Origin of the sequence: Streptomyces sp. NPDC059002, from assembly GCF_042740435.1 — a bacterium.
In the GTDB taxonomy this organism is placed as follows: Bacteria; Actinomycetota; Actinomycetes; order Streptomycetales; family Streptomycetaceae; genus Streptomyces.
Genome location: NZ_JBHYJI010000041.1, coordinates 61,824 through 85,562, shown reverse-complemented (window position 1 = coordinate 85,562; position 23,739 = coordinate 61,824). Strand labels below are relative to the sequence as shown.

The window sequence follows — 23,739 nt, the reverse complement described above, 5'->3', positions numbered from 1 at the left end:
TACCAACCCCAAACCGCCCCAGCCCCTTGACCGAAGTCATAGGGGCACCCCCCCGGACCCGGAGCAGCGGGTCATGGAAGACCTGGTCCGCACCGGAACGGTCGAGCCCGGCAATGCGGCTTCCGCGCGCGGTCTCGGCGACTGGGAGCCCCTTGCCGCACGGCCGGGAGCCCCCTCGAAGCGGTCCGAAGTCCTGTTGCAGATGCGCGAGGAAGAGGACCGGTGATCCACCTCGGCTCCTGCGCGGCCTGGACGCGATCCACCTGGCGAGCGCCGAGTACCTGGAACACGCGCTCACAGCATTCGTCACATACGACAAGCGCCTGGCCGCCGCCGCGCTCGACCGTGTACTTCCGGTGGAGTCACCGGGCGCCTAGGGCGAGGGCCGCCTCGACCGCGGCCTCCGCGTGCAGCCGGGCGCCAGCACTTCAAGACCATGCCCCGCAAGCCGGTCCCGGTAGCAGTCCTGCTCCATCGTGAACGCGGTGCCGAGCAGCCCCACTTGGTGCATGCCTGCGCGCAGGACCGCCCCCGAACTCACCTGCCCCGCACGGCCCGTCGGCGGTAGTACGCGATTCCGAGGGCGATGATCGCGGGGCCCCAGAGGGCGGTGGGGGCGATGCACAGGGTCGCGAGGGTGTGCCAGGCGTCGTTGGTGTAGGCGACGGTGTCGATGACGCCGTACAGGGTGAGTCTGCGGTCGGTGCCGAGGGGAATGTCGGTGAACAGGAAGGTGAGGATCAGGCCGCCGACGACGGCGGGGGCGGCTGCTGCGAGGGGGCGGATGCGTCTGCCGCCGATGAGAGGGATCCAGGCGGGGGCCACCTCTCCCCAGCCCCGGACGAGGCCGATGGCGAGGAGTGCCGTCGCTTCGGAGAGCACGCTGAGTCCGAGGACGTACGGGATGCTCAGCCAGTAGGGCGGCATGCCGATGTCCTGGATCTGCCCCATGTCGAAGTGCAGGGCGAAGGGGAGCCGCCACAGGCAGGACGGCAGCAGGAGCAGGGGAAGGGCGTGGGCCAGGCGGGTCGCCCAGCGCGGGACGGGGCGTTCGGTGTCGCCGGCGGGCGGGGGCATGTGGATGATCTTCAGCGCCATGGCTCCACCCTCGTGGAGCGGCCATGGCGAGGGATCGGCCGCGCGGGCCGATCCGCTCCTCCGCGCGGGGGAGGCCCCGCTCCTCCGCGCGGGGGAGGCCCCGCTCATCCCCGCAGGCCTGCCTCCAGGGCCCGTCAGTGCGTGCGGACGCCCCGGCGCCACACCTCGCTGACCAGCGGAACTCCCGGCCGGTATGCCAGGTGGACATGGCTGGGGGCGTTCAGGAGGGCCAGGTCTGCGCGGGTGCCTTCGCGGAGGGTGCCGATGTCGGTGCGGCGGAGGGCCGCCGCGCCGCCTGCTGTGGCCGACCAGATCGCCTCGTCGGGGGTCATGCCCATGTCCCGTACGGCGAGGGCGATGCAGAAGGGGACCGAGGAGGTGAAGGACGAGCCGGGGTTGCAGTCGGTGGAGAGGGCCACGGTGGCGCCGGCGTCCAGGAGGCGGCGGGCGTCGGGCCACTCGGCGCGGGTGGAGAACTCGGCGCCGGGGAGGAGGGTGGCCACCGTGTTGCCCTGAGCCAGCGCGTCGACGTCCGCGTCGGTGAGGTGGGTGCAGTGGTCGGCCGATGCCGCGTCCAGTTCCACGGCCAGTTGGACTCCGGGGCCGTACGAGAGCTGGTTCGCGTGGATGCGGGGGTGCAGGCCCTTCGCCTTGCCCGCGGTCAGGATCGCGCGGGCCTGGTCGCCGTCGAACGCGCCCTTCTCGCAGAAGACGTCCACCCAACGGGCGTGCGGGGCGCAGGCGTTCAGCATCTCGCCGGTCACCAGCTCCACGTACGCCGCCGGGTCCTCCGTGTAGTCCGGCGAGACGATGTGCGCGCCGAGGAACGTGACCTCGTCCGTGTGGCGGGCCGCGATGCGCAGGGCGCGGGCCTCGTCCTCGGTGGTGAGGCCGTAGCCCGACTTCGTCTCGAAGGTGGTCGTGCCCTGGCGGAGGGCCTCGCGGAGGTAGTGGACGACGTTCGCTTCCAGCTCGGCGTCCGTGGCGGCGCGGGTCGCCGCGACCGTGGTGCGGATGCCGCCCGCGGAGTAGGCGCGGCCCGACATGCGGGCGTTGAACTCCTGGGTGCGGTCGCCCGCGAAGACGAGGTGGGAGTGGGAGTCGACGAAGCCGGGGATGGCGGCCCGGCCCTGTGCGTCGTGCGTCGTGTCCGCCGCGGGGGCCTTGGCGGCCGGGCCCACCCAGGCGATGGTCTCGCCGTCGAGGACGACGGCGGCGTCCGTCAGGAGGCCGAGGGGGCTTCCGTCGCCCTGCGCCGGGTCGTTGGTGACGAGGCTGGTGATGTTGGTGATGAGGGTGGTGGTCATGGTTTCTCCGGGTGGGGGCTGGGGGTTCGAGCGAGAGGCTTTCCCCGATCCCGCCCCTTCCCGAAACCGGGGCTCCGCCCCGGACCCCGGCACGGGGCTGGGGAAATCACCGGCTTCGCCGAGTTCGTCCTCAAACGCCGGACGGGCTCATTACTATCCGGCCCGGGCTGGGTATTTTCAGCCCCTCCGGCGTTTGAGGAGCGGGGTCTGGGGCGGAGCCCCGGCGGGGACAGGGGCGGGATCAGTCTCGTAGCGCAGCGATCGCCTCCGCCAGCGCCGACGCCACGTCGGGGACCAGGGCGTGGGAGCCGTCGCGTACGACATGGCGGCCTCCCGCCACCGTGTGGCGCACGTCCGCCGACGTCCCGGCGAAGAGCACCGCCTCCGCGGCCAGGCGCGGGACGGGGCCCGCCGTGCGGACGGAGTCGAGGGCGATCGTGGTGAGGTCCGCCAGGGCCCCGGTCTCGATCACGCCCGCGTCGGGCCAGCCGAGGGCCGCGTGGCCGTCGGCGGTGGCCGCGCGCAGGAGGGCCGCCGCCGTCCAGTGGCCGCGCGTGTGCGAGCGCAGGCGTTCGTTCAGCTCCATCGCCCGCGCCTCTTCAAGGATGTCGATCACCGCGTGGCTGTCGCTGCCCAACGACAGGGGGCTGCCCGCCCGTTGGAGGCGGACCGCGGGGCCGATGCCGTCGGCCAGGTCGCGTTCCGTCGTCGGGCACATGCACGTGCCGGTGGAGGACCGGCCGATGAGCGCGATGTCCTCGTCGGTGAGGTGGGTGTTGTGGACGCCCGTGGTGCGCGGGCCGAGGACTCCGTGGTCGGCGAGGAGCCGCGTCGGGGTGCGGCCGTGGACGGCCCGGCAGGCGTCGTTCTCCGCCGTCTGCTCGGAGAGGTGGACGTGGAGGGGGGCGCTGTGGGCGTCCGCCCATTGCGCGACCACGCCCAACTGCCGTGCGGGGACCGCCCGTACGGAGTGGATGGCCGCGCCGATGCGCGCGTGGTCGCGCCCCTTCAGGAGCGAGACGCGCTCCGCCCATGCCTCCGTCGTGCCGTCCGAGAAGCGGAGCTGGTGGCGGTTCGGGGGTTCGCCGCGCGTCTCGGAGAGCAGTCCTGACGCGACGTACGCCGTGTCGAGGAGGGTGATCCGGACTCCCGCGTCGGCGGCGGCCTGGATCAGCGCCTCGCCCATCGCGTTGGGGTCGGCGTAGGGCGTGCCGCCGGGGCCGTGGTGGAGGTAGTGGAACTCGCCGACCGTGGTGATCCCGGCCAGCGCCATCTCCGCGTACACCGCCCGCGCGAGCGCGTGGTACGTCTCGGGGGTGAGCCGGTCCGCCACCGAGTACATGACCTCGCGCCAGGTCCAGAAGGTGCCGGAGCCGACCTGGACGGTGCCGCGCAGGGCGCGGTGGAAGGCGTGCGAGTGGGCGTTGGCGAGGCCGGGGACGGTCAGGCCGCGCAGCACCGTCGCACCGGGCGGCGGCGCGGCGACGTCCTTGCGGACCGCCGTGATCCGGTCGCCCTTCACCTCCACGGCCACGCCCGGCTCGACGAACGCGTCGAGCCAGGCGTGCTCCAGCCAGTAGGTCGTCTCCGTGTCCGTCGTCACCTGCACGCGAGCCCTTCCAGTACGTCGGCCAGTGCGGTCACCCCGGCCAGGCAGTCGTCCTCCGCCGCGAATTCGGCCGGGGAGTGCGAGACGCCCGTGGGGTTCCTCACGAACAGCATGGCGGTGGGGATCGAGCCGGACAAAATACCCGCGTCGTGTCCGGCGCCCGTGCCGAGCACGGGGATGGTCCGCTCGCCGCCCAGGATCGTGCCCAGCTCGTCGCGGAGCGCGTCCTCGAACTCGATGACGGGCGTGAAGGACTCGCGTACGACGTCGAGGTCGATGCCGTGCCGCTCCGCGTATTCGCGGGCCGCCTTCTCGATGCCGGTGACGACCGTGTCGAGGGACGCCTGGTCGGGCGCGCGCGAGTCGAGCCAGCCGCGCACCAGGGACGGGATGGCGTTCACGCCGTTCGGCTCGACGGAGATCTTGCCGAACGTGGCGACCGCGCCCGCGAGTTCGGCCTCGCGACGGGCCGCAAGGACCGTCTCCGCGTACGACAGCATCGGGTCGCGGCGGTCCACGAGCCGGGTGGTGCCCGCGTGGTTGGCCTCGCCCCGGAAGTCGAACCGCCAGCGGCCGTGCGGCCAGATCGCGGAGGCGATGCCCACGGGGTCGCCGGAAAGGTCGAGGGCGCGGCCCTGCTCGACGTGCAGCTCCACGAACGCGCCGATGCAGGCCAGGCGTTCGGGGTCAGGGCCGATCGCCGACGGGTCGTACCCCGCCGACTCCATCGCCTGCGGCAGCGTCACTCCGTCGCCGTCGCGCAGCTGGTGCGCGGCCTCGACGGTGAGCTGTCCCGCGGTGAGGCGGGAGCCCACGCAGGCGAGGCCGAAGCGGGCGCCCTCCTCGTCGCCGAAGTTGACGAGGGCCAGGGGTCTGGTGAACTCCGCCTGCCTGCCGCGGAGTTCGTCGAGTGCGGCGAAGGAGGAGACGACGCCGAGGGGGCCGTCGAAGGCGCCGCCGTCGGGGACGGAGTCCAGGTGGGAGCCTGTGACCACGGCGTTCCCCTGGCTCGGGTCGCCCAGCCATGCCCATTGGTTGCCGTTGCGGTCCAGTTCGTAGGTGAGGCCCCTCGACTCCGCCTGTGCCTTGAACCACTCGCGGCAGTCGGCGTCGGCCGCCGTCCAGGCGAAGCGGCGATAACCGCCGGTTTCGGCGTTCCGCCCGATGGGGCGCAGGTCGCGCCACATCGCCGTGAAATCAGGGGTCGTCGGCGACTGCCGCGGCGCTGTGGCCGAGCGCGCAGTTCCCCGCGCCCCTTCGGGGCGCTTCACTCACCCTCCCGCATCGGCACGCGCACGCCGCGCTCGTCCGCCACCGACTCCGCGATGTCGTACCCGGCGTCGACGTGCCGGATGACGCCCATGCCCGGGTCGTTCGTGAGGACGCGGCGGATCTTCTCGCCCGCGAGCTTCGTGCCGTCGGCGACGGAGACCTGGCCCGCGTGGATGGAGCGGCCCATGCCGACGCCGCCGCCGTGGTGGAGGGAGACCCAGGAGGCGCCGGACGCGACGTTGACCATGGCGTTCAGGAGCGGCCAGTCGGCGATCGCGTCGGAGCCGTCGAGCATGGCCTCCGTCTCGCGGTACGGCGAGGCGACCGAGCCGCAGTCGAGGTGGTCGCGGCCGATGGCGAGGGGGGCCTGCAACTCCCCTGACGCCACCATGTCGTTGAAGCGCTCGCCCGCCTTGTCCCGCTCGCCGTAGCCGAGCCAGCAGATGCGGGCGGGCAGGCCCTGGAAGTGGACGCGCTCGCCGGCCATCTTGATCCAGCGGTGCAGGGACTCGTTCTCGGGGAAGAGGTCGAGGATCGCCTTGTCCGTCTTGTGGATGTCGGACGCCTCGCCCGAGAGCGCCGCCCAGCGGAACGGTCCCTTGCCCTCGCAGAAGAGCGGGCGGATGTACGCGGGCACGAAGCCGGGGAAGGCGAACGCGCGCTCGTAGCCCGCGAGTTGGGCCTCGCCGCGGATCGAGTTGCCGTAGTCGAAGACCTCGGCTCCCGCGTCCATGAAGCCGACCATGGCCTCGACGTGCCGGGCCATGGACTCGCGGGCGCGGGTGGTGAAGCCCGCCGGGTCCTTCGTGGCGTACGACTGCATCTCGTCGAAGGCGACGCCGGTCGGCAGGTACGAGAGGGGGTCGTGCGCGGAGGTCTGGTCCGTGACGATGTCGATGGGCGCGGACTCCGCGAGCATGCGCGGCAGGAGGTCCGCGGCGTTGCCGAGGAGGCCGATCGACAGGGGCTTGCGCTGGTCGCGGGCCTCGACGGCCAGCTGGAGCGCGTGCTCCAGCGAATCGGCCTGCACGTCGAGGTACTTGTGCTCGATGCGGCGCTCGATGGCGCGCGGGTCGCAGTCGATACAGATCGCGACGCCGTCGTTCATGGTGACGGCGAGCGGCTGGGCGCCGCCCATGCCGCCGAGCCCGGCGGTCAGGGTGATGGTCCCGGCGAGCGTGCCGTTGAACTTCTTGGCCGCCACCGCCGCGAACGTCTCGTACGTGCCCTGGAGGATGCCCTGCGTGCCGATGTAGATCCAGGAGCCCGCGGTCATCTGGCCGTACATCGTGAGGCCGAGCTGCTCCAGGCGGCGGAACTCCTCCCAGTTCGCCCAGTCGCCGACCAGGTTGGAGTTGGCGATCAGGACGCGCGGGGCCCACTCGTGGGTCTGCATGACGCCGACGGGACGGCCGGACTGAACCAGCATCGTCTCGTCCTGCTTGAGGGTCCGCAGCGTGCGCACCATCGCGTCGAAGGAGCGCCAGTCGCGGGCCGCCTTGCCGGTGCCGCCGTAGACGACGAGCTTGTCGGGGTGCTCGGCGACCTCGGGGTCGAGGTTGTTCTGCAGCATGCGGAGGGCGGCTTCCTGCTGCCATCCCAGGGCGCTCAGTTCCGTACCGCGCGGTGCCCGTACGGGGCGGGGTCCTGACATGGCGATGCCTCCTAGCATGAAGCTGTGACCTTGTTATTCACATCCTGGGGTTCTGAATAGGACTAGTCAATAGCGGGCGATGCACGGGTACGCCAGCGCCGCCGCGCCCCGGATGATTGGCTGGATCAATGGGCCACGACGAAGAAGCCGCCACCGAAGTACTCGCTCAGGCGCACGACGCGCCCGGTCGGCCGCACGACCAGGACACCCCCCAGGACGCCCTCGCGGGCGCCGCATCCGCGGCCCGCCGCGACCGGGCCGTCCGCGCCGCCGTCGAACAGGGCGTCGTCGGACCCGCGTCCCCCGTCGTCGGCCTGCTCGACGTCACCGGCATCCGGGCGGGCGCCGCCGCCCTGCACGCCGCCTTCGACGCCGTCACCCCGCCCGGCACCCCCGTGCTGCACGCCTTCGCGGTGAAGGCCGCCCCGCTGGTCCCGCTGCTGCGGCTGCTGCGCTCTGCGGGCATCGGCGCCGAGGTCGCGAGCCCCGGCGAGCTGGCCCTGGCGCGCGCCGCGGGCGTCTCCCCCGCCGAGACCGTCCTGGACTCGCCCGCCAAGACCCCCGCCGAACTGCGCGACGCCCTCGCGCTCGGCATCGCCGTGAACGCGGACAACCCGCAGGAGCTGGCCCGCATCGACGCGCTCGTCCAGTCGGCGCCGAGCGGCTCCCCCATCGGTCTGCGGGTGAACCCGCAGATCGGCGGCGGCTCGATCGGCGCCCTGTCGACGGCGACGTCCACCTCCAAGTTCGGGGTGCCGCTGCGCGACCCCGGCGCCCGCGACTGGCTCGTCCAGAGCTACCTCGACCGGCCGTGGCTGACCCGTCTGCACGCGCACTCCGGGTCGCAGGGCATGCCGCTGGAGATGATGGTGCGGGGCGTCGCCGCGACGTACGAACTGGCCGAGGAGATCAACGAACGCGCCGGGCGCCGGCAGATCGACACCATCGACATCGGTGGCGGCCTTCCCGTCGACTTCGCCTCGGACGAGGCGAACCCGACCCACGCGCAGTACGCCCGCCGCCTCAAGTCCCGGGTGCCGGGGCTGCTCGACGGGCGGTACGGCCTGGTCACCGAGTTCGGCCGCTCGCTGCTCGCCAAGCACGGCACGATCCTCGCCCGCGTCGAGTACGCGAAGAAGGCGGGCGGCCGCCCCGTCGCGGTGACGCACGCGGGCGTGCAGGTGGCGACGCGGACCGTGTACGCCCCCGCGTCGTGGCCGCTGCGGATCGCCGCGTACGACCCGAAGGGCCTGCCCAAGAGCGGTCCCGCCGTCGGCCAGGACGTGGCGGGCCCCGCCTGCTTCGCGGGCGACCTGCTCGCCGAGAACCGCCCGCTGCCGCTGCTCGAACAGGGCGACCACGTGGCGGCCCTCGACACCGGCGCCTACTACTTCGCGCACCACTACGCGTACAACAGCCTTGCCAGGCCCGGGATCCACGGATTCTCGGCGGGCGCCGACGACGTGCGCTTCGCCGTGGTCCGCGAGCCGCAGACGATCGACGAGATCGTGGCGGAGGCGGGCGGCGGCGCGGAGCGGGACGCGCTGCGGCACCTGTGACGCCACCCGCGGCCGCGGCGAGGCTCTGAGCTTCCTCAACTCCCGCATAGTGACGTGGCTCACGGGCAGACCCTCCCTCGACCCGTACCCGGTCTCGGGGGAGGCACCTGTGACGACATCGGACACGTCCACCACCGCACCACCGCCCGCCGAGGACGGCGCGCTGCACCGCGCCATCGGCCCCAAGCTCCTGATCCTCTTCGTGATCGGCGACATCCTCGGCACCGGCATCTACGCCACCACCGGCAAGGTCGCGGGAAAGGTCGGCGGCGCGCTGTGGCTGCCGTTCGCGATCGGCTTCGTCGTGGCGATCCTGACGGCCGCCTCGTACGTCGAACTGGTCGGCAAGTACCCGAAGGCGGCGGGCGCCGCGCTCTACACCCAGAAGGCGTTCAGGACGCCGTTCCTCACCTTCATCATCGCCTTCATGGTGATGTGCTCGGGCCTCTCGTCGGCGAGCGCCGCGGCCCGCGCGTTCAGCGGCGACTACCTCGGCGAACTGACCGGCGACGCGCTGCCGCCCACCCTGATCGCGATCACCTTCATCGTGCTGCTCGCGGCGCTGAACATGCGCGGCGTCTCGGAGTCCGTGAAGACGAACGTGGTGCTCACGCTGGTCGAGCTGACGGGCCTCGTGATCATCCTCGCGATCGGCGCGTACGCGGTCCTGTCCGGCGACGGCGAACCATCGAGGCTCACCGACTTCGAGGCGAACGGCACCGGATACGCCCTGATGACAGGGGTGTTGGGGGCCACCGCACTCGGCTTCTTCGCCTTCGTCGGCTTCGAGGACTCGGTCAACATGGCCGAGGAGACCAAGGATCCGGTGCGCACCTTCCCCCGCGCGATCTTCATCGGCGTCGCCGTGACGGGCACGATCTACGTCCTGGTCGCGCTCGTCTCGTCCCTCCTCGTCGACTACAGGACCCTGGAGGGATCGAGCGGCCCGCTCCTTGAGGTCGTCAAGGCGGGCGGCGTCGACTTCCCGCACAAACTCTTCGCCCTGATCGCCCTGTTCGCGGTCACCAACTCGGCCCTCATCAACATCATGATGGCCTCGCGGCTCTGCTACGGCATGGCCAACGAACGCATCCTGCCGCGCGCCATGGGCCGCGTCCTGGCCGGCCGCCGCACCCCGGTCGTCGGCATCGTCTTCGTCTCGCTGCTCGCCGTCGGCCTGGTGTCGACCGGCGAGATCGAGGGCCTCGGCGACACGACGGCGTTCCTGCTGCTCTGTGTGTTCGCGGTGGTCAACGTGTCGGTGCTCGTGCTGCGCAGGGACCCGGTCGACCACGAGCACTTCCGTACGCCGACGGTGCTTCCGGTGCTCGGCGCGATCACCGCCCTGGTCCTGGCGAGCCCGCTGGCGGACCGCCCCGCCGAGGTCTACATCCGCGCGGGCGTGCTGATCGCCATCGGCGTGGGGCTCTGGATGGTCAACAAGGTCGTGCTGCGGGTGCGGGGCGAGGACTGAGCGGGACGACGGCCTCAGCAGCTCTTCACCCAGCGGATGGCGTCGACGGTGAAGGTCTTCCCCGGGTTGTTCCACTTGACCTTCACGCGTGCTTCGTGCCGCCCCCGCATGGTGTTTCCTCCCCGTTGTCCGCCGCCGCGCCGGCGGCATGGACACGACTGTGCCAACGGGCCGGACGCGGGGGTACCTCGGAACTCATAGGGAGCCCACAGGGGGCACGGGCCCTCACTCCACGAAGAGACCCCGCGCCGCCGCCCGCACGTCGAACTCCTCGAGTCGCGCCTGCGCGTCCGGCAGTCCGTCGCACATCGCCTCAAGGAGGACCCGCCCGAGCAGCATCGGCGCGCAGGCCGTGTCGAAGGCGAGGCCCGTGCCGACCGCGGCGGGCAGCAGGAGGTCGCTGTGGGCGGCGACCGGGGCGAACGCGGAGTCGGCGACCGTGACCACGGTCAGGCCCGCCGACTGCGCGTAGGCGAGGGCGTCGACGACCTCGCGGGGGTGGCGGGGCAGCGCGAAGCAGAGGAGCGCCGTGGCCCCGGCGCGGACCGCCGCGTCGACGCGGTCGGCGAGCATCGTGCCGCCCTCGTCGAGGAGGCGTACGTCGGGGTGGACCTTGGCGGCGAAGTACGAGAAGCCGTACGCCTGGGACGCGGCGGCGCGCAGGCCGAGGACGGGCAGCGGGCGCGAGGCGGCGAGGAGCCGTCCGGCGCGCTCCACCGGGGCGGGGTCCGCGAGGACAGCGGCCAGGTGCCGGAGGTTCTCGATCTCCGCCTCGACCGCCTGCTGGTACTCGTTGGCGACCGTGGCCCCGGCCTCCTCGGCGGGGGCCACGTCCCGCAGGTGCCGGCGCAGCGCCGGGTAGCCGTCGAAGCCGAGCGCGACGGCGAAGCGGGTGACGGAGGGCTGGCTCACCCCGGCGAGTTCGGCGAGTTCCACGCTGGAGAGGAAGGGCGCGTCGGCGGCCCTGCGCACCATGCAGTGCGCGATGCGCCGCTGCGTCGGAGTGAGCCGGTGGCCCTCGAAGAGCCCTTGCAGTCGCGCGGCAGGGCTGTCGCTCATGCCGTCCCCCTCAGGATGTCCGTACCCACAGTCGTTCCGGCGCCGAGTTCCGACCACAGTCCGGTGAACCGGTCGAGCAGCCCGGCAGCCGCCGTCACATCATCCGTCAGCGGCCGGTCGGCGATCTCCGCGTCCAGCACGGAGTCGGCGAGTTCGAAGGCCCCACAGAGCGGGGTCGCCGGGTCGATGCGCAGGTCGCGCTCCCTCAACGCCCTGATGGCGGCGACCAGTTCGCACCCCACGACCAGGCGGTACGCCGCACAGGCGCGCAGCGTCTGACGGGCGGCGAGCGAGGCGAAGCTGGCCTGTTCCTCGACGCCCCGGGAGAGCACCGCGTGGCCGAGCGAGGCGGGCGCGGAGAAGGCGCGCAGGTCGCCGAGGGCCGCCCCGGCCGCGTACTCCAGGATCATGACGCCCGACGAGGCCGCCTCACCGTCCGCGAGGAAGGGGCGGAGCCGGGTGAAGGCCGGTTCGTTGAGGGTCGAGAGGCGGGACGTGGAGAGGCGGGCCACCTGGGTGACCGACAGCCTGAAGTGGTCCAGGGCCAGGGCGAGTTGGGCGAGATAGAAGCCGCCGTGGTGGTAGGCCGCGAGATCCTCGGGGCAGATCAGCGGATTCTCCGCGGCCGCGTTGATCTCGACGGTGAGGACGTCCTCCAGGGCGTCCGCCGCGTCGTGCGCGGGGCCGTGGATCTGCGGCACGCAGCGGAAGCCGTAGGGGTCCTGGATGCGGCCGAGGGGCGGCGTGGGGCGGTCGGGGGCGCCGAGGAGGCGCCGCATGCGGGCGGCCACCGCGTACGAGCCGGGGTGGCGCCGCGCCTCGTGGACGGGCAGCGCGTACGCCTCGTACGAACCGTCGACCGCCATCAGCGAGAGCGCGGCGACCACCTGGGTGGCACCGATCAGGCCGCGCAGTTCGTGCAGGGCGAGCGCGGACTGGCCGAGGGTGAGGGCGTTGCTGCTGATCAGGGCGAGGGCGTCGTTGTTGTCGAGGGGCTGCGGGTCCGGGGGTGCCCCGCTCCCCCGCCAGGGGTGTTCGCCCGCGAGCGCGAGGCCCATCTGGGCGAGGGCGGCGATGTCGCCGGTGCCGACGGAGCCGAATTCGTTGACGGTGGGGTACGCGCCGGTCTCCAGGGCCTGGCAGAGCGCCGTGACGACGCTCGGGCGCAGCCCCGCGCCACCCGCGAGGAGCTGGTTGGCGCGGACCGCGAGCATCGCGCGGACCTGCCGTGCGGGCAGTTCGGCGCCGATCGCCCCGGCGTGCGAGCGCAGCAGCCGCAGGCCGTGGTCGGCGGCCGCCCCGGTGGGCACGTCCTCATTCCGGTTGGCGCCGACTCCGGTGGATCGGCCGTAGACGCGGCCCCAGGCGGCGATCTCGCGTGCGGCGTTCCAGGAGTCCTCGGCGCGCTTCATCCCGTCGGTCGCGGGGACCGGTCTGGCATCCGATTCGGCCAAACGTACGACGTCTGCGACCATCAACCCTCGGCCGTCCAGGACGACGACCGCTTCCCTGTCGCCGGTCGCCGTGTCCGCGATACGAGACGACTTCACTCGCAATCCCTCCTCAATCGGACGCCCTGTCTTGCCCATCGGCCACTTGTTACCAGTGATTTACGCCGGAGCATTGACAACCTATTCAGACAGCAAGAACTCTGCATGACGATATACAGCCGGGCAAGGGACTCCTCATGATCCAATTCGATACGGTCCACAAGCGCTTCCCGAACGGCACAACAGCGGTGCACGACCTCAGCCTTGGGATGCCGGAAGGCGGCGTGACCGTACTCGTCGGATCCTCCGGTTGTGGCAAGACGACGACCCTCCGAATGATCAACCGGATGGTCGATCCGACGTCGGGAACCATCCGCGTCGGCGGCCGCGACGTCCTCGAACAGGACGCGGCGGAACTGCGCCGCTCCATCGGCTACGTCATCCAGCAGTCCGGGCTCTTCCCGCACCGCACGGTCCTCGACAACATCGCCACGGTGCCGCTGCTGCTCGGCTGGGGCCGCAGGAAGGCGCGGGCCCGGGCCGCGGAACTCCTGGAGACCGTCGGCCTCGCCGCCGACGCGGGGAAGCGCTACCCGCACCAGCTCTCCGGCGGGCAGCAGCAGCGCGTCGGCGTGGCCCGCGCGCTCGCCGCCGACCCGCCGGTCCTCCTCATGGACGAGCCGTTCGGCGCGGTCGACCCGGTGGTCCGCACCCAGCTCCAGGACGAACTCCTGCGCCTCCAGCGGGAGTTGAGCAAGACCATCGTCTTCGTCACGCACGACATCGACGAGGCGGTGAGACTCGGCGACCGCATAGCCGTCTTCCGCACCGGCGGCCACCTCGTGCAGTGCGCCGAGCCCGCCGAACTCCTCGCCCGCCCCGCGGACGACTTCGTCGCGGACTTCCTCGGCGCCGAGCGCGGCCTGAAGCTGTTGTCGTTGACGACGCTGGCGGGGGTGCCGCAGGGGCCCGCCCCGGAGGGCGGCGACTGGACTCTCCGCCTCGACTCGGCGGGGGCGCCGGTCGCCTGGCGGCACAAGGACGGGGACGTGGCGGACGTCCCCGTACGGCCCCTGCGGGACGGCGACTCGCTGCTTGCCGCCCTGGACGAGTCCCTGTCCGCGCCGACCGGCCTGGTGGCCCGCGTCGACGCGGCGGGTCGCCTGACGGGGGTGTCGTCCCGGGAGGACATCCACGACGAGGCGAGCACGGCGCACGAGTCGGCCCGCGGGCCGGTGGGGGCTGATCGCGCAGTTCCCCGCGCCCCTTCCAGGGGCGCCCCGCCAGCGGACAGCCGAGGGCAGACGGCGGGCGACACCGGCACAGAGGCCACCACATGACCGTCGACTGGTCGTGGATAGCCGACCACACCGACGACCTCACCACCCTCACCCTCTCCCACCTCCAGGCCGCCCTCTCCGCCGTCTTCTTCGGGCTCCTGATATCCCTGCCGCTGGCCGTGCTCGCCCACCGCGTCCGCCCCCTGCGCGGCCTCCTCCTCGGGCTCTCCAACGTCCTGTTCACGATCCCGTCGATCGCCGTCTTCGTCCTGCTCCTGCCGGTCAGCGGTCTCACCCGCACCACCACCGTGACGGGCCTGACGATCTACACGCTCGTCGTGCTGCTCCGGAACACCGTGGAGGGCCTGGACTCGGTGCCGGTCAGGACGAAGGAGGCGGCGAAGGCCATGGGCACCCGCCCCCTGCGGACGCTGCTCACCGTCGAACTGCCCCTTGCCCTGCCGGTGATCATGGCGGGCGTACGCATCGCGACGGTCATGTCGATCTCGCTCGTCTCCGTCGCGACGTACATCGGCGACGGCGGACTCGGGCAGCTCTTCACGGACGGCTTCCAGCGCAACTTCCCGACCCCCGTGATCGTCGGCGTCGTCCTCACACTGCTCCTCGCGCTCGTCGCGGACGCGCTGCTCGTCGCCCTCCAGTACGTCCTGACGCCCTGGACCCGCCGCCGGAGGAGCGCCTGACATGTACGAACTCTTCAAAGACCTCGGAGCCTGGCTGGTCGACGGCGAGCAGTGGACGGGGCCCGACGGCATCGGGCACCGGCTCGCCGAGCACCTCCAGTACTCGCTGCTCGCGACGCTCGTCGCCGCCGCCATCGCGCTGCCGGTCGGCCTGCTCATCGGGCACACCGGACGCGGCGCGTTCGTCGCCATCAACCTGTCGTCGTTCGGCCGCGCGCTGCCCACCGTCGGGCTCGTCGTCCTCGTCTTCCTGGCGAGCGGACTGTCCATGTGGCCCGTCTACATCGCGCTCGTCGCCCTCGCGGTCCCGGCGATCGTCACCAACACGTACGCGGGCATGACCGCCGTCGACCCGGAGGTGAAGGACGCCGCGCGGGGCCAGGGCATGCGGGCCCACCAGGTGCTCCTCCAGGTCGAGTTGCCGCTCGCGCTGCCGCTGATCATGACGGGGCTCCGGCTCGCGCTGATCCAGGTCGTGGCGACGGCCACCATCGCCGCGTACGTCTCCTTCGGGGGCCTCGGCCGGTACGTCTTCGACGGGCTCGCCCAGCGCGACCTGGTCCAGGTGCTCGGCGGCGCCGTGCTCGTGGCCGTCGTCGCCGTCGTCCTCGATCTCGCGCTGTCCGGCCTGCAGCGCGCCCTCTTCCGTCACCGCCCCGCCACGTCGGCCTAGGAGCACAGTCAAGATGAACCGCAGAAAACTCCTCGGCGGGCTCCTCGCCGCCGCGTCCGTGCCCGCGCTCGCCTCCTGCAGCGGCGGCATCACCTCCCTCGACGGCGAGGGCTCCGGCGGCGGGGGCGGTGGCTCCAGCAAGGGCGGCGTCACCATCGGCACCGCCAACTTCACCGAGAACCAGGTCCTCGGATACCTCTACGCCGCCGCCCTCGAAGCGGCGGGCGTCAAGACGAACGTCCGCCCCAACCTCGGCACCCGCGAGATCCTCATCCCCGCGCTCAGGGGCGGCGACATCGACCTGCTGCCCGAGTACCAGGGCGCGCTCCTGCACTATCTGGACCCCGAGGCGAAGGCCACGGAGGAGGGCGAGATGCAGAACGCGCTCGCCGTACGCCTCCCGCGCGGACTGCAGATCCTCCCCTACGGGCGCGCCGAGGACTCCGACGCCTTCGTCGTCACGCGCGACACCGCGCAGGAGTACGGCCTCAAGTCGCTGGCCGACCTGGCCGAGCACGACGGCAAGCTCGTCATCGGCGCCGCCCCCGAGGTGAAGAAGCGCACGGTGGGCGCGGTCGGCCTCAAGGACGTCTACGGCGTGGAGTTCAAGGAGTTCAAGTCCCTCGATTCCTCGGGCCCGTTGGTGAAGGGCGCGCTGCGCAAGGGCGACGTCGACGTCGCGAACCTGTTCACCACCGACACCGACATCGCCGCCGAGAAGTGGGTCGTCCTCACCGACCCCAAGAACCTCATCCCGGGCCAGCACGTCGTCCCGCTCATCGCCGACCGCAAGGCCGACTCGACCGTACGCAAGGCGCTCGCACGCCTGGGCGCACTCCTGACCACCGAGGACCTCACCGAACTCAACCGCCTGGTGGACAAGGACAAGAAGGACCCGGAGGACGTGGCCCAGGACTGGGCGCAGCAGCACGGCATCACCAAGAAGTAGCCGGCGCAGGAACGCACCAACTCAAGGAACGCACCAACTCACTCGGCACAGCAGGGGGTTCAGCGGATCATGGCAGCAGAGGATCTCGTGGAGCGGCGCTCCATCGACGTCGTCCCCGACGACGAACGGCACGGCACCGCGTTCAGCCAGTTCACCCTCTGGCTCGGCGCCAACCTGCAGATCACCGCGGTCGTCACGGGAGCGCTCGCCGTCGTCTTCGGCGGCGACGTGGTGTGGTCGATCGTCGGCCTCGTGCTCGGCAATCTGCTCGGCGGCGCGGTGATGGCCCTGCACTCGGCGCAGGGCCCGAAGCTGGGGCTGCCCCAGATGATCCAGTCCCGCGCCCAGTTCGGCGTGAAGGGCGCGGTCGTCCCGCTGCTCCTCGTGATCCTGATGTACGTCGGGTTCTTCGCGAGCGGCAGTGTCCTCGCCGGGCAGGCCACCGCCGAGCTCACGCACACGAACGACACCACCGGCATCGTGATCTTCGCCGTGGTCACGGCGGTCATGGCCGCGGTCGGCTACCGCGTCATCCACGCCCTCGGCCGGGTGGCGAGCGTGATCTGCGCACTCGCGTTCATCTACCTCGGCATCCGCCTCCTGGACCGCGTGGACCTCTCGGACCTGCTCTCCGACGCCCACTTCGACCTGCCGATGTTCCTGCTCGCCGTCTCCCTCTCGGCGTCCTGGCAGCTCGCCTTCGGGCCCTACGTCGCGGACTACTCGCGCTATCTGCCGCGTACGACGTCGGCGAAGGCCACCTTCTGGTGGACGCTCTCGGGCTCGGCGCTCGGCTCGCAGTGGTCGATGACGTTCGGGGTCCTGGTGGCGGCGAGCGCGGGGGACGCCTTCCTCGCCAACCAGGTCGGCTATGTCGTCGGCCTCGGCGGCACCGGCCTGATCGCCTCCTTCCTCTACTTCGTGATCGCGCTCGGCAAGCTGACCATCAACGTGCTCAACACCTACGGCGGCTTCATGTCGATGGTCACGAGCATCAGCGGCTTCCGCGGCCAGAAGGTGATCGGGCCGCGCGGACGGGCCGCGTACATCGCCGTGATCATGGTGGCGGGCACCGCGGTCGCGCTGCTCGGCAAGGACAGCTTCCTGGCGTCCTTCAAGGACTTCCTGCTGTTCCTGCTGACCTTCTTCACGCCCTGGTCGGCGATCAACCTGGTCGACTACTACCTGATCTCGCGCGAGCGGTACGACATCCCCGCCCTCTTCGACCCGCGCGGCCGCTACGGCGCCTGGCGCTGGGACGCGCTCCTCGTCTACGGCGTGGGACTGCTCGCCCAGCTGCCGTTCCTCGTCACGCACTTCTACACGGGACCGCTGGTCGATCCGCTCGGCGGCGCCGACATCTCGTGGCTCGTGGGGCTGCTGGTGCCCGCGGTGCTGTACTGGGCGCTGGCCAGGCGGAACGCCCCGGAATCGGGGGGTGGGCCCCGGCAGGAAAGGGGGGTTAGCCCCACCGCCCCCGAGGCCGCCGCGCCGTAACGTAAACGGGTATGGAAGCCCGTGACGCCGAACTCAAGAAGGAACTCGACGCCACTCTGCACGCCCGCAGAGAGCTCGGCGAAGAGTACGACTCCGCCTTGGTCGACTCGTTCCTCGGGAAGGTCGAGCAGCGCCTCGACGGCACCCTCGACCGCCGCATGCGGCGCCATCTCGCCGAGCAGCAGATGGTCGTCGCCCGCGGCGCCCGTTCCCCCTCGAGCCCCGTCGACTCGTGGGCCGAGCGCTTCGGCTTCGGCGTCATCTCCCTGATCCTCGCGGTCCCGCTGTCGGCGATCGGCGTGGTCAACGCCGGCATGCCGGGCCTGTTCACCACCTGGGCGGGCATCGTCGGCATCAACGCGGTGCAGGCGGTCCGCGGTGCGCACTTCGGGCAGCGGCGCCGGGAACGCACCTCGGAGTGGGACGACTGAGCCCGCCGCACGCGGGACGCTGAGGTGGCGCCCCGTAAGGGGCGCGGGGCTGTGACATATGCGGCTCCGCCGCGCGGGCGCGCCCGTCAGGGGCGCGGGGAACTGCGCGCCAAGCCCCCACCGAAGCCGCAGAAGAAATCCGCCCAACCCAGCGGAGCGATACCGCGGGGACCGCCGCACCCCCGGAAACCCAGGGGGCGGGACGACGGCGATCCCCGCGAGGGACGCGCACCGGGTCAGGGCCAGGCCACGTCCAGGCGTCCATGGATCCGGGAGCCGCTCCGGAGTTCCTGACGCCGACACCCACCAATGTGCCGGAGCCGTGTTAAGCGGGTGCTGCGCGGACGTGTCGCGCTCGTACCACTTCCGCGAAGTTCGTACTTCTACCTTCTGCGGAGTTCGCCCACCGGCCCCGGCCCACCGAGGTCACGAGGGCCTCACTGCCCCTGCTGCTCCGCGAGGAACGCGAGCAGGTCCTGCCGGCTCACGACGCCCTTCGGCTTGCCCTCGACCAGGACGATCGCCGCGTCGGCGCCGCCGAGCACCGACATCAGGTCCGCCACCGGCTCACCGGAGCCGACCTGCGGCAGCGGGTCCGACATGTGCTTCTCCAGCGGGTCGGAGAGCGAGGCGCGCTGCGCGAACAGCGCGTCGAGCAGCTCGCGCTCGACGACCGAGCCGATGACCTCCGCGGCCATCACGTCGGGGTGGCCCGCGCCCGGCTTCACGATCGGCATCTGCGAGACGCCGTACTCGCGAAGGACCTCGATGGCCTCGCCGACGGTCTCCTCGGGGTGCATGTGGACCAGCGAGGGCAGCTCGCCGCCCTCCTTGCGGCGCAGCACGTCGCCGACCTTCGGCTGGTCCCCGGCCTGCTCCAGGAAGCCGTAGTCGTTCATCCACTCGTCGCTGAAGATCTTGCTCATGTAGCCGCGGCCCGAGTCGGGCAGCAGCACGACGACGACGTCGTCGGGGCCGAGCCGCTCGGCGACCCGCAGCGCCGCCACGACGGCCATGCCGCAGGAACCGCCGACGAGCAGCCCCTCCTCCTTGGCGAGGCGCCGGGTCATCTGGAAGGAGTCCTTGTCGGACACCGCGACGATCTCGTCGGTCACATTGCGGTCGTACGCGGTCGGCCAGAAGTCCTCACCGACGCCCTCGACGAGGTACGGGCGCCCGGAGCCGCCGGAGTACACGGACCCCTCGGGGTCGGCACCGACGACGGTGACCGCGCCCTTGGAGATCTCCTTCAGATAGCCGCCCGTACCGGAGATCGTGCCGCCGGTGCCGATGCCCGCGACGAAGTGGGTGATCTTCCCCTCCGTCTGCTCCCAGAGCTCGGGGCCCGTGGAGTGGTAGTGCGAGAGCGGGTTGTTCGGGTTGCTGTACTGGTCGGGCTTCCAGGCGCCGGGCGTCTCGCGTACGAGGCGGTCGGAGACGTTGTAGTACGAATCCGGGTGCTCGGGGTCGACGGCCGTGGGGCAGACCACTACGTCGGCGCCGTACGCGCGCAGGACGTTGATCTTGTCGAGAGAGACCTTGTCGGGGCAGACGAAGATGCACTTGTAGCCCTTCTGCTGGGCCACGATGGCGAGACCGACCCCGGTGTTGCCGGAGGTGGGCTCGACGATGGTGCCGCCGGGCTTCAGCTCCCCGCTCTGCTCGGCCGCCTCGATCATGCGCAGCGCGATGCGGTCCTTCACGGATCCGCCAGGGTTGAAGTACTCGACCTTGGCCAGGACGGTCGCCTGGATGCCCGCGGTCACGTTGTTGAGCCTCACCAGCGGGGTGTTGCCGACGAGACTGATCATCGAGTCGTGGAATTGCACCGTTGTCTCCGGGCTGCGATGTAGTGCGACGAATTGGTGCGGTCAGCCTAAGGCTCCTGCTCATCCGTTCACCTCCGCTTGCGATTGGCCGACCGTGCTTACGGGGCAATGAGTGGATGTACGGCCGTATGAAGCGGTACGGCACGAGGAGGTGGCTGCAGGGCATGTCGAGGGCGAGGGTGGCACGGCGGATCGCCGCGGGCGCGGCGTACGGCGGCGGCGGCATCGGGTTGCTCGGGGCCGCCACGGTGGGCGTGGTGCTCGCCGAGGTGCAGCTGGCGAAGCGGTCCGTGGGCGGCGGGGCGCACGGGGATCCGCCACGGGCCGACGGCCGCTACGGCCGCGCCTTCGCGGACCGCCCCGCCTCCTTCGAACCGGTGCGGTTCGCGATGCTCGGGGACTCCACGGCCGCGGGCCAGGGCGTGCACCGGGCCAGGCAGACCCCGGCGGCGCTGCTCGCCTCCGGGCTCGCCGCGGTCGCGGAGCGGCCCGTCGACCTGCGGAACGTGGCACTGCCGGGCGCCCAGTCGGACGACCTGGACCGGCAGGTGACGCTGATCCTCTCGGATCCGGCCTGGGTGCCGGACGTGTGCGTGGTGATGATCGGCGCGAACGACGTGACGCACCGGATGCCGCCGACGCGTTCGGTGCGGCATCTCTCCTCGGCGGTACGCCGGCTGCGTACGGCCGGGTCGGAAGTGGTCGTCGGGACGTGTCCCGACCTCGGCACGGTCGAGAACGTCTACCAGCCGCTGCGGTGGCTGGCCCGCCGGGTCTCGCGGCAGCTGGCCGCGGCGCAGACGATCGGCGTGGTCGAGCAGGGCGGGCGGACGGTGTCGCTCGGCGATCTGCTCGGTCCCGAGTTCGCGGCGAATCCGCGGGAGCTGTTCGGTCCCGACAACTACCACCCCTCCGCGGAGGGGTATGCGACGGCGGCCATGGCGGTCCTGCCGACGCTGTGCGCGGCGCTCGGCCTGTGGCCCGAGGAGGAGCGGCCCGACGTCTCGCGGCGCGAGGGGTTCCTGCCGGTCGCCCGGGCGGCGGCGCAGGCTGCCTCCGAGGGCGGCACGGAGGTCACTGCCGCGATGCCGACGGGGCCTCGGGGGCCGTGGGCCCTCCTCAAGCGCCGTCGGCGGCGGCGCATCCAGACTCCTGAGGCGTCACCGTTGCCCCAGTGAGGGTGCGTTTTCGGCTGCGGGGCGGTGGGGGTTGCTCGCGCAGTTCCCCGCGCCCCTAGGTAGTCCGCCCCGCCCGGCGCCGAGGGGTGCCCCTGAAAGGGGCGCGGGGAACTGCGCGACAAGCCCCCACCGGCCCGCAGGTGAAAACGCACCCCCGCGCGGCCTGAGCGTCCGCTTAGAAATGCGGTCCGCGTCACATGTGCGACCCCGTGACCGTGGGCAATACGTGCGGGTAACTTCACAGGGAGCCCTGCCCCCCTCGTCACTGGAGTCACGATGCCCGAAGCCGTGATCGTCTCTGCCGCCCGCACCCCGATCGGCCGCGCCTTCAAGGGCTCGCTGAAGGATCTGCGCCCGGACGACCTGACCGCCACGATCATCGAGGCCGCCCTCGCCAAGGTGCCGGAGCTCGACCCCAGGGACATCGACGACCTGATGCTCGGCTGTGGCCTGCCGGGCGGCGAACAGGGGCACAACCTGGGCCGCATCGTGGCCGTGCAGATGGGCATGGACCACCTGCCCGGCTGCACGATCACCCGCTACTGCTCCTCGTCCCTGCAGACGAGCCGCATGGCCCTGCACGCCATCAAGGCGGGCGAGGGCGACGTGTTCATCTCGGCGGGCGTCGAGATGGTGTCGCGCAGCGTGAAGGGCTCCTCCGACGGCCTGCCCGACACCCACAACCCCCTCTTCGCCGAGGCCGAGGCCCGTACCAAGGCCGTCTCCGAGTCCGAGGGCTCCACCTGGCACGACCCGCGCGAGGACGGCCTGGTCCCGGACGCGTACATCGCGATGGGGCAGACCGCGGAGAACCTGGCCCGCGCCAAGGGCGTCACCCGCAAGGACATGGACGAGTTCGGCGTCCGCTCGCAGAACCTCGCCGAGGAAGCCATCAAGAACGGCTTCTGGGAGCGGGAGATCACCCCGGTCACCACCCCCGACGGCACCGTCGTCAGCAAGGACGACGGCCCGCGCGCGGGCGTCACCATGGAGGGCGTCGAGGGCCTCAAGCCCGTCTTCCGCCCCGACGGCCTGGTCACCGCGGGCAACTGCTGCCCGCTGAACGACGGCGCCGCCGCCCTCGTGATCATGAGCGACACCAAGGCCCGCGAGCTCGGCCTGACCCCGCTCGCCCGCATCGTCTCCACCGGCGTGACCGGCCTGTCCCCGGAGATCATGGGCCTCGGCCCGGTCGAGGCGTCCAGGCAGGCCCTGCAGCGGGCCGGTCTCACCGTCGACGACATCGACCTGTTCGAGATCAACGAGGCCTTCGCCGCCCAGGTGATCCCGAGCTACCGCGACCTGGACATCCCGCTCGACAAGCTGAACGTCAACGGCGGCGCCATCGCGGTCGGCCACCCCTTCGGCATGACCGGCGCCCGCATCACCGGCACGCTCATCAACTCCCTCCAGTTCCACGACAAGCAGTTCGGCCTGGAGACGATGTGCGTGGGCGGCGGCCAGGGCATGGCGATGGTGATCGAGCGCCTCAGCTAGGCCCGCGTTTCGCTGACACACAGTTCACAGAACTGACGCTCAGTCTCTGCATCTGTTCGTGACCCAATCTCCCCCAGGATGTGACCTATCTCCTGGGGGAGATACATATGCCCAGCTCAGAGCGCATCTGTGGATAAACACTGGGCCCAAAGACCTGTCCAATTCGTGACGTAATGCACTGACAGGTGGATCGTGCAGGCTTCAAGCTGATGTAGGAAGTCGGGGGTCGACTTGAAACCGGGAGTACGTCAGTGAGCGCCATGCCTCTTGCCCTGCTGCTCTCCACGGCCGCTGCCACGGCCGTGGGCGCCGCCGCCCTGCACGCCGTGTACGGGCTCCGGAAGCAGCTCACGGCCCTGCGCACCGAGCTGGCCGACAGCCGTGCCGCGAGCGGACCGCACCCCACGGTGCCGGGCGCCCGCAGCACGCCGGACACCGATGAGATACGCGCGGCCGTGGCCGAGGCGCTGGCCGAGGAGCGGGAGCGCGAGCTGGCCGAGGCGCGCGCGTTCTGGGCCGCCCAGGAGGCCCGCGACGCCTCGGACGCGCCGTCGCTGCTCAGCGGTCTGCCGGGCATCCACGACGGCATCGCCGACGAGCTCTTCCTGCCCCGGCAGGCCGATTTCGCCGGTATCGAGTCGGACAGCCTGGAGCCGGTCATCGAGCCGTTCGCCGACCCGGCGGCCGACGAGTTCGCCGGGGACTCCCCCGAGCTGGCCGCCGCCCGCCGCCGCCACCCCTCGCACCCGGACTTCGTGCCGGTGCAGGCACCGGCCGCCGAGGGGCACGGCGACCACGAGCGCACGGTGGCCTGTCTCGAAGAGCTGGCCGACGCCCGCACCGCCCTCGCCGACGTCCGCCCCGGACCACTCGGCACCCTCGACGTCTACGTCTTCGCGGACGGTACGACGCTGTGCATGACCCCGGGCCACCGCGAGACCGCCGAACTGCTCGCCGGCGCCCTCCGCGACGGCCACGCCCCGGTCCTCCTCGGCGGCTCCGGCGTCTCGGGCGCGTACGCCCTGACGTTCGAGTGCGGCACGGAGAACGTCTACATCCTGGCGGACCGGGTCATCGCTTCGGTGTAGGGCTTCCGGGGCCCCGTCAGGGGCGCGGGGAACTGCGCGCTCAGCCACAAAGCACCCGCAGACGCCACATCACCCACCGGGGCAACCCCTT

Annotated in this window: 20 protein-coding genes; 12 read left to right on the top strand and 8 right to left on the bottom strand. The window is 71.7% G+C overall.

Going from position 1 to position 23,739, the window contains the following annotated elements; genetic code table 11:
• The first annotated feature begins 73 nt into the window (after positions 1-73).
• A complete protein-coding gene (locus tag ACFWZ2_RS30025; protein ID WP_384550942.1) occupies positions 74-226 on the top strand; it encodes a hypothetical protein in 153 nt (50 codons plus the stop codon).
• Between the two features lie 311 nt (positions 227-537).
• Here ACFWZ2_RS30025 and ACFWZ2_RS30020 read toward each other — a convergent pair whose 3' ends face one another.
• From ACFWZ2_RS30020 to hutU, 5 genes are all read right to left on the bottom strand, one after another.
• Positions 538-1,098, bottom strand: coding sequence for a hypothetical protein (locus tag ACFWZ2_RS30020; RefSeq protein WP_384550940.1), 561 nt, complete (start codon positions 1,096-1,098; stop codon positions 538-540).
• 134 nt (positions 1,099-1,232) lie between these two features.
• The gene (gene hutI / locus ACFWZ2_RS30015) at positions 1,233-2,405 is read right to left on the bottom strand and encodes an imidazolonepropionase (RefSeq protein WP_384550938.1); all 1,173 of its coding nucleotides are present in this window, start codon (positions 2,403-2,405) and stop codon (positions 1,233-1,235) included.
• 241 nt (positions 2,406-2,646) lie between these two features.
• A complete protein-coding gene (locus ACFWZ2_RS30010; protein ID WP_384550936.1) occupies positions 2,647-4,008 on the bottom strand; it encodes a formimidoylglutamate deiminase in 1,362 nt (453 codons plus the stop codon).
• Entirely contained in the window at positions 4,005-5,201 is a 1,197-nt protein-coding gene (locus tag ACFWZ2_RS30005; RefSeq protein WP_384550934.1) for an allantoate amidohydrolase, read from the bottom strand. The genes ACFWZ2_RS30010 and ACFWZ2_RS30005 overlap by 4 nt, the downstream gene beginning before the upstream one ends.
• 80 nt (positions 5,202-5,281) lie before the next feature.
• Positions 5,282-6,940 (bottom strand): urocanate hydratase, encoded by a 1,659-nt coding sequence (gene hutU / locus ACFWZ2_RS30000; protein WP_384550932.1) that lies wholly within the window; start codon positions 6,938-6,940, stop codon positions 5,282-5,284.
• Positions 6,941-7,068: 128 nt separating this feature from the next.
• Between hutU and ACFWZ2_RS29995 the strand changes: the two genes are divergently transcribed.
• Positions 7,069-8,499, top strand: a complete 1,431-nt coding sequence (locus ACFWZ2_RS29995) for a diaminopimelate decarboxylase (protein WP_384550930.1) — start codon at positions 7,069-7,071, stop codon at positions 8,497-8,499.
• Between the two features lie 109 nt (positions 8,500-8,608).
• Entirely contained in the window at positions 8,609-9,973 is a 1,365-nt protein-coding gene (locus tag ACFWZ2_RS29990) for an APC family permease (protein WP_384550928.1), read from the top strand.
• Positions 9,974-10,198: 225 nt separating this feature from the next.
• Here ACFWZ2_RS29990 and ACFWZ2_RS29985 read toward each other — a convergent pair whose 3' ends face one another.
• Positions 10,199-11,032 carry a MurR/RpiR family transcriptional regulator gene (locus ACFWZ2_RS29985; protein ID WP_384550926.1) on the bottom strand — a complete coding sequence of 278 codons (834 nt, stop codon included), beginning with the start codon at positions 11,030-11,032 and terminating at the stop codon, positions 10,199-10,201.
• The gene (locus tag ACFWZ2_RS29980) at positions 11,029-12,621 is read right to left on the bottom strand and encodes an aromatic amino acid ammonia-lyase (protein WP_384550924.1); all 1,593 of its coding nucleotides are present in this window, start codon (positions 12,619-12,621) and stop codon (positions 11,029-11,031) included. Before ACFWZ2_RS29980 ends, ACFWZ2_RS29985 begins: the two co-directional genes overlap by 4 nt.
• Positions 12,622-12,719: 98 nt before the next feature.
• On the opposite strand from ACFWZ2_RS29980, the gene ACFWZ2_RS29975 reads away from it, so the two are divergent.
• The 6 genes from ACFWZ2_RS29975 to ACFWZ2_RS29950 all read left to right on the top strand — a co-directional run bounded on the left by ACFWZ2_RS29975 (position 12,720) and on the right by ACFWZ2_RS29950 (position 18,056).
• Positions 12,720-13,862, top strand: a complete 1,143-nt coding sequence (locus ACFWZ2_RS29975; RefSeq protein ID WP_384550922.1) for an ABC transporter ATP-binding protein — start codon at positions 12,720-12,722, stop codon at positions 13,860-13,862.
• Positions 13,859-14,506 carry an ABC transporter permease gene (locus ACFWZ2_RS29970; RefSeq protein ID WP_384550920.1) on the top strand — a complete coding sequence of 216 codons (648 nt, stop codon included), beginning with the start codon at positions 13,859-13,861 and terminating at the stop codon, positions 14,504-14,506. The genes ACFWZ2_RS29975 and ACFWZ2_RS29970 overlap by 4 nt, the downstream gene beginning before the upstream one ends.
• A 1-nt stretch (position 14,507) precedes the next feature.
• Positions 14,508-15,179: an ABC transporter permease gene (locus ACFWZ2_RS29965; RefSeq protein WP_384550919.1), complete on the top strand. Its 672-nt coding sequence runs from the start codon at positions 14,508-14,510 to the stop codon at positions 15,177-15,179.
• Between the two features lie 13 nt (positions 15,180-15,192).
• Positions 15,193-16,128: an ABC transporter substrate-binding protein gene (locus ACFWZ2_RS29960; RefSeq protein ID WP_384550917.1), complete on the top strand. Its 936-nt coding sequence runs from the start codon at positions 15,193-15,195 to the stop codon at positions 16,126-16,128.
• A gap of 69 nt (positions 16,129-16,197) precedes the next feature.
• Positions 16,198-17,625 carry a purine-cytosine permease family protein gene (locus ACFWZ2_RS29955; RefSeq protein ID WP_384550915.1) on the top strand — a complete coding sequence of 476 codons (1,428 nt, stop codon included), beginning with the start codon at positions 16,198-16,200 and terminating at the stop codon, positions 17,623-17,625.
• An 11-nt stretch (positions 17,626-17,636) separates the two neighbouring features.
• Positions 17,637-18,056, top strand: a complete 420-nt coding sequence (locus ACFWZ2_RS29950; RefSeq protein WP_384550913.1) for a hypothetical protein — start codon at positions 17,637-17,639, stop codon at positions 18,054-18,056.
• Between the two features lie 437 nt (positions 18,057-18,493).
• Here ACFWZ2_RS29950 and ACFWZ2_RS29945 read toward each other — a convergent pair whose 3' ends face one another.
• Positions 18,494-19,885: a cystathionine beta-synthase gene (locus tag ACFWZ2_RS29945; protein WP_384550911.1), complete on the bottom strand. Its 1,392-nt coding sequence runs from the start codon at positions 19,883-19,885 to the stop codon at positions 18,494-18,496.
• A gap of 164 nt (positions 19,886-20,049) precedes the next feature.
• Between ACFWZ2_RS29945 and ACFWZ2_RS29940 the strand changes: the two genes are divergently transcribed.
• The 3 genes from ACFWZ2_RS29940 (at position 20,050) to ACFWZ2_RS29930 (ending at position 23,648) form a co-directional block, all read left to right on the top strand.
• Positions 20,050-21,063, top strand: coding sequence for an SGNH/GDSL hydrolase family protein (locus ACFWZ2_RS29940; protein WP_384550909.1), 1,014 nt, complete (start codon positions 20,050-20,052; stop codon positions 21,061-21,063).
• Positions 21,064-21,339: 276 nt separating this feature from the next.
• Positions 21,340-22,560, top strand: a complete 1,221-nt coding sequence (locus tag ACFWZ2_RS29935; RefSeq protein ID WP_384550907.1) for an acetyl-CoA C-acetyltransferase — start codon at positions 21,340-21,342, stop codon at positions 22,558-22,560.
• 260 nt (positions 22,561-22,820) lie between these two features.
• Positions 22,821-23,648: a hypothetical protein gene (locus ACFWZ2_RS29930; RefSeq protein ID WP_384550953.1), complete on the top strand. Its 828-nt coding sequence runs from the start codon at positions 22,821-22,823 to the stop codon at positions 23,646-23,648.
• Positions 23,649-23,739: the final 91 nt, after the last annotated feature.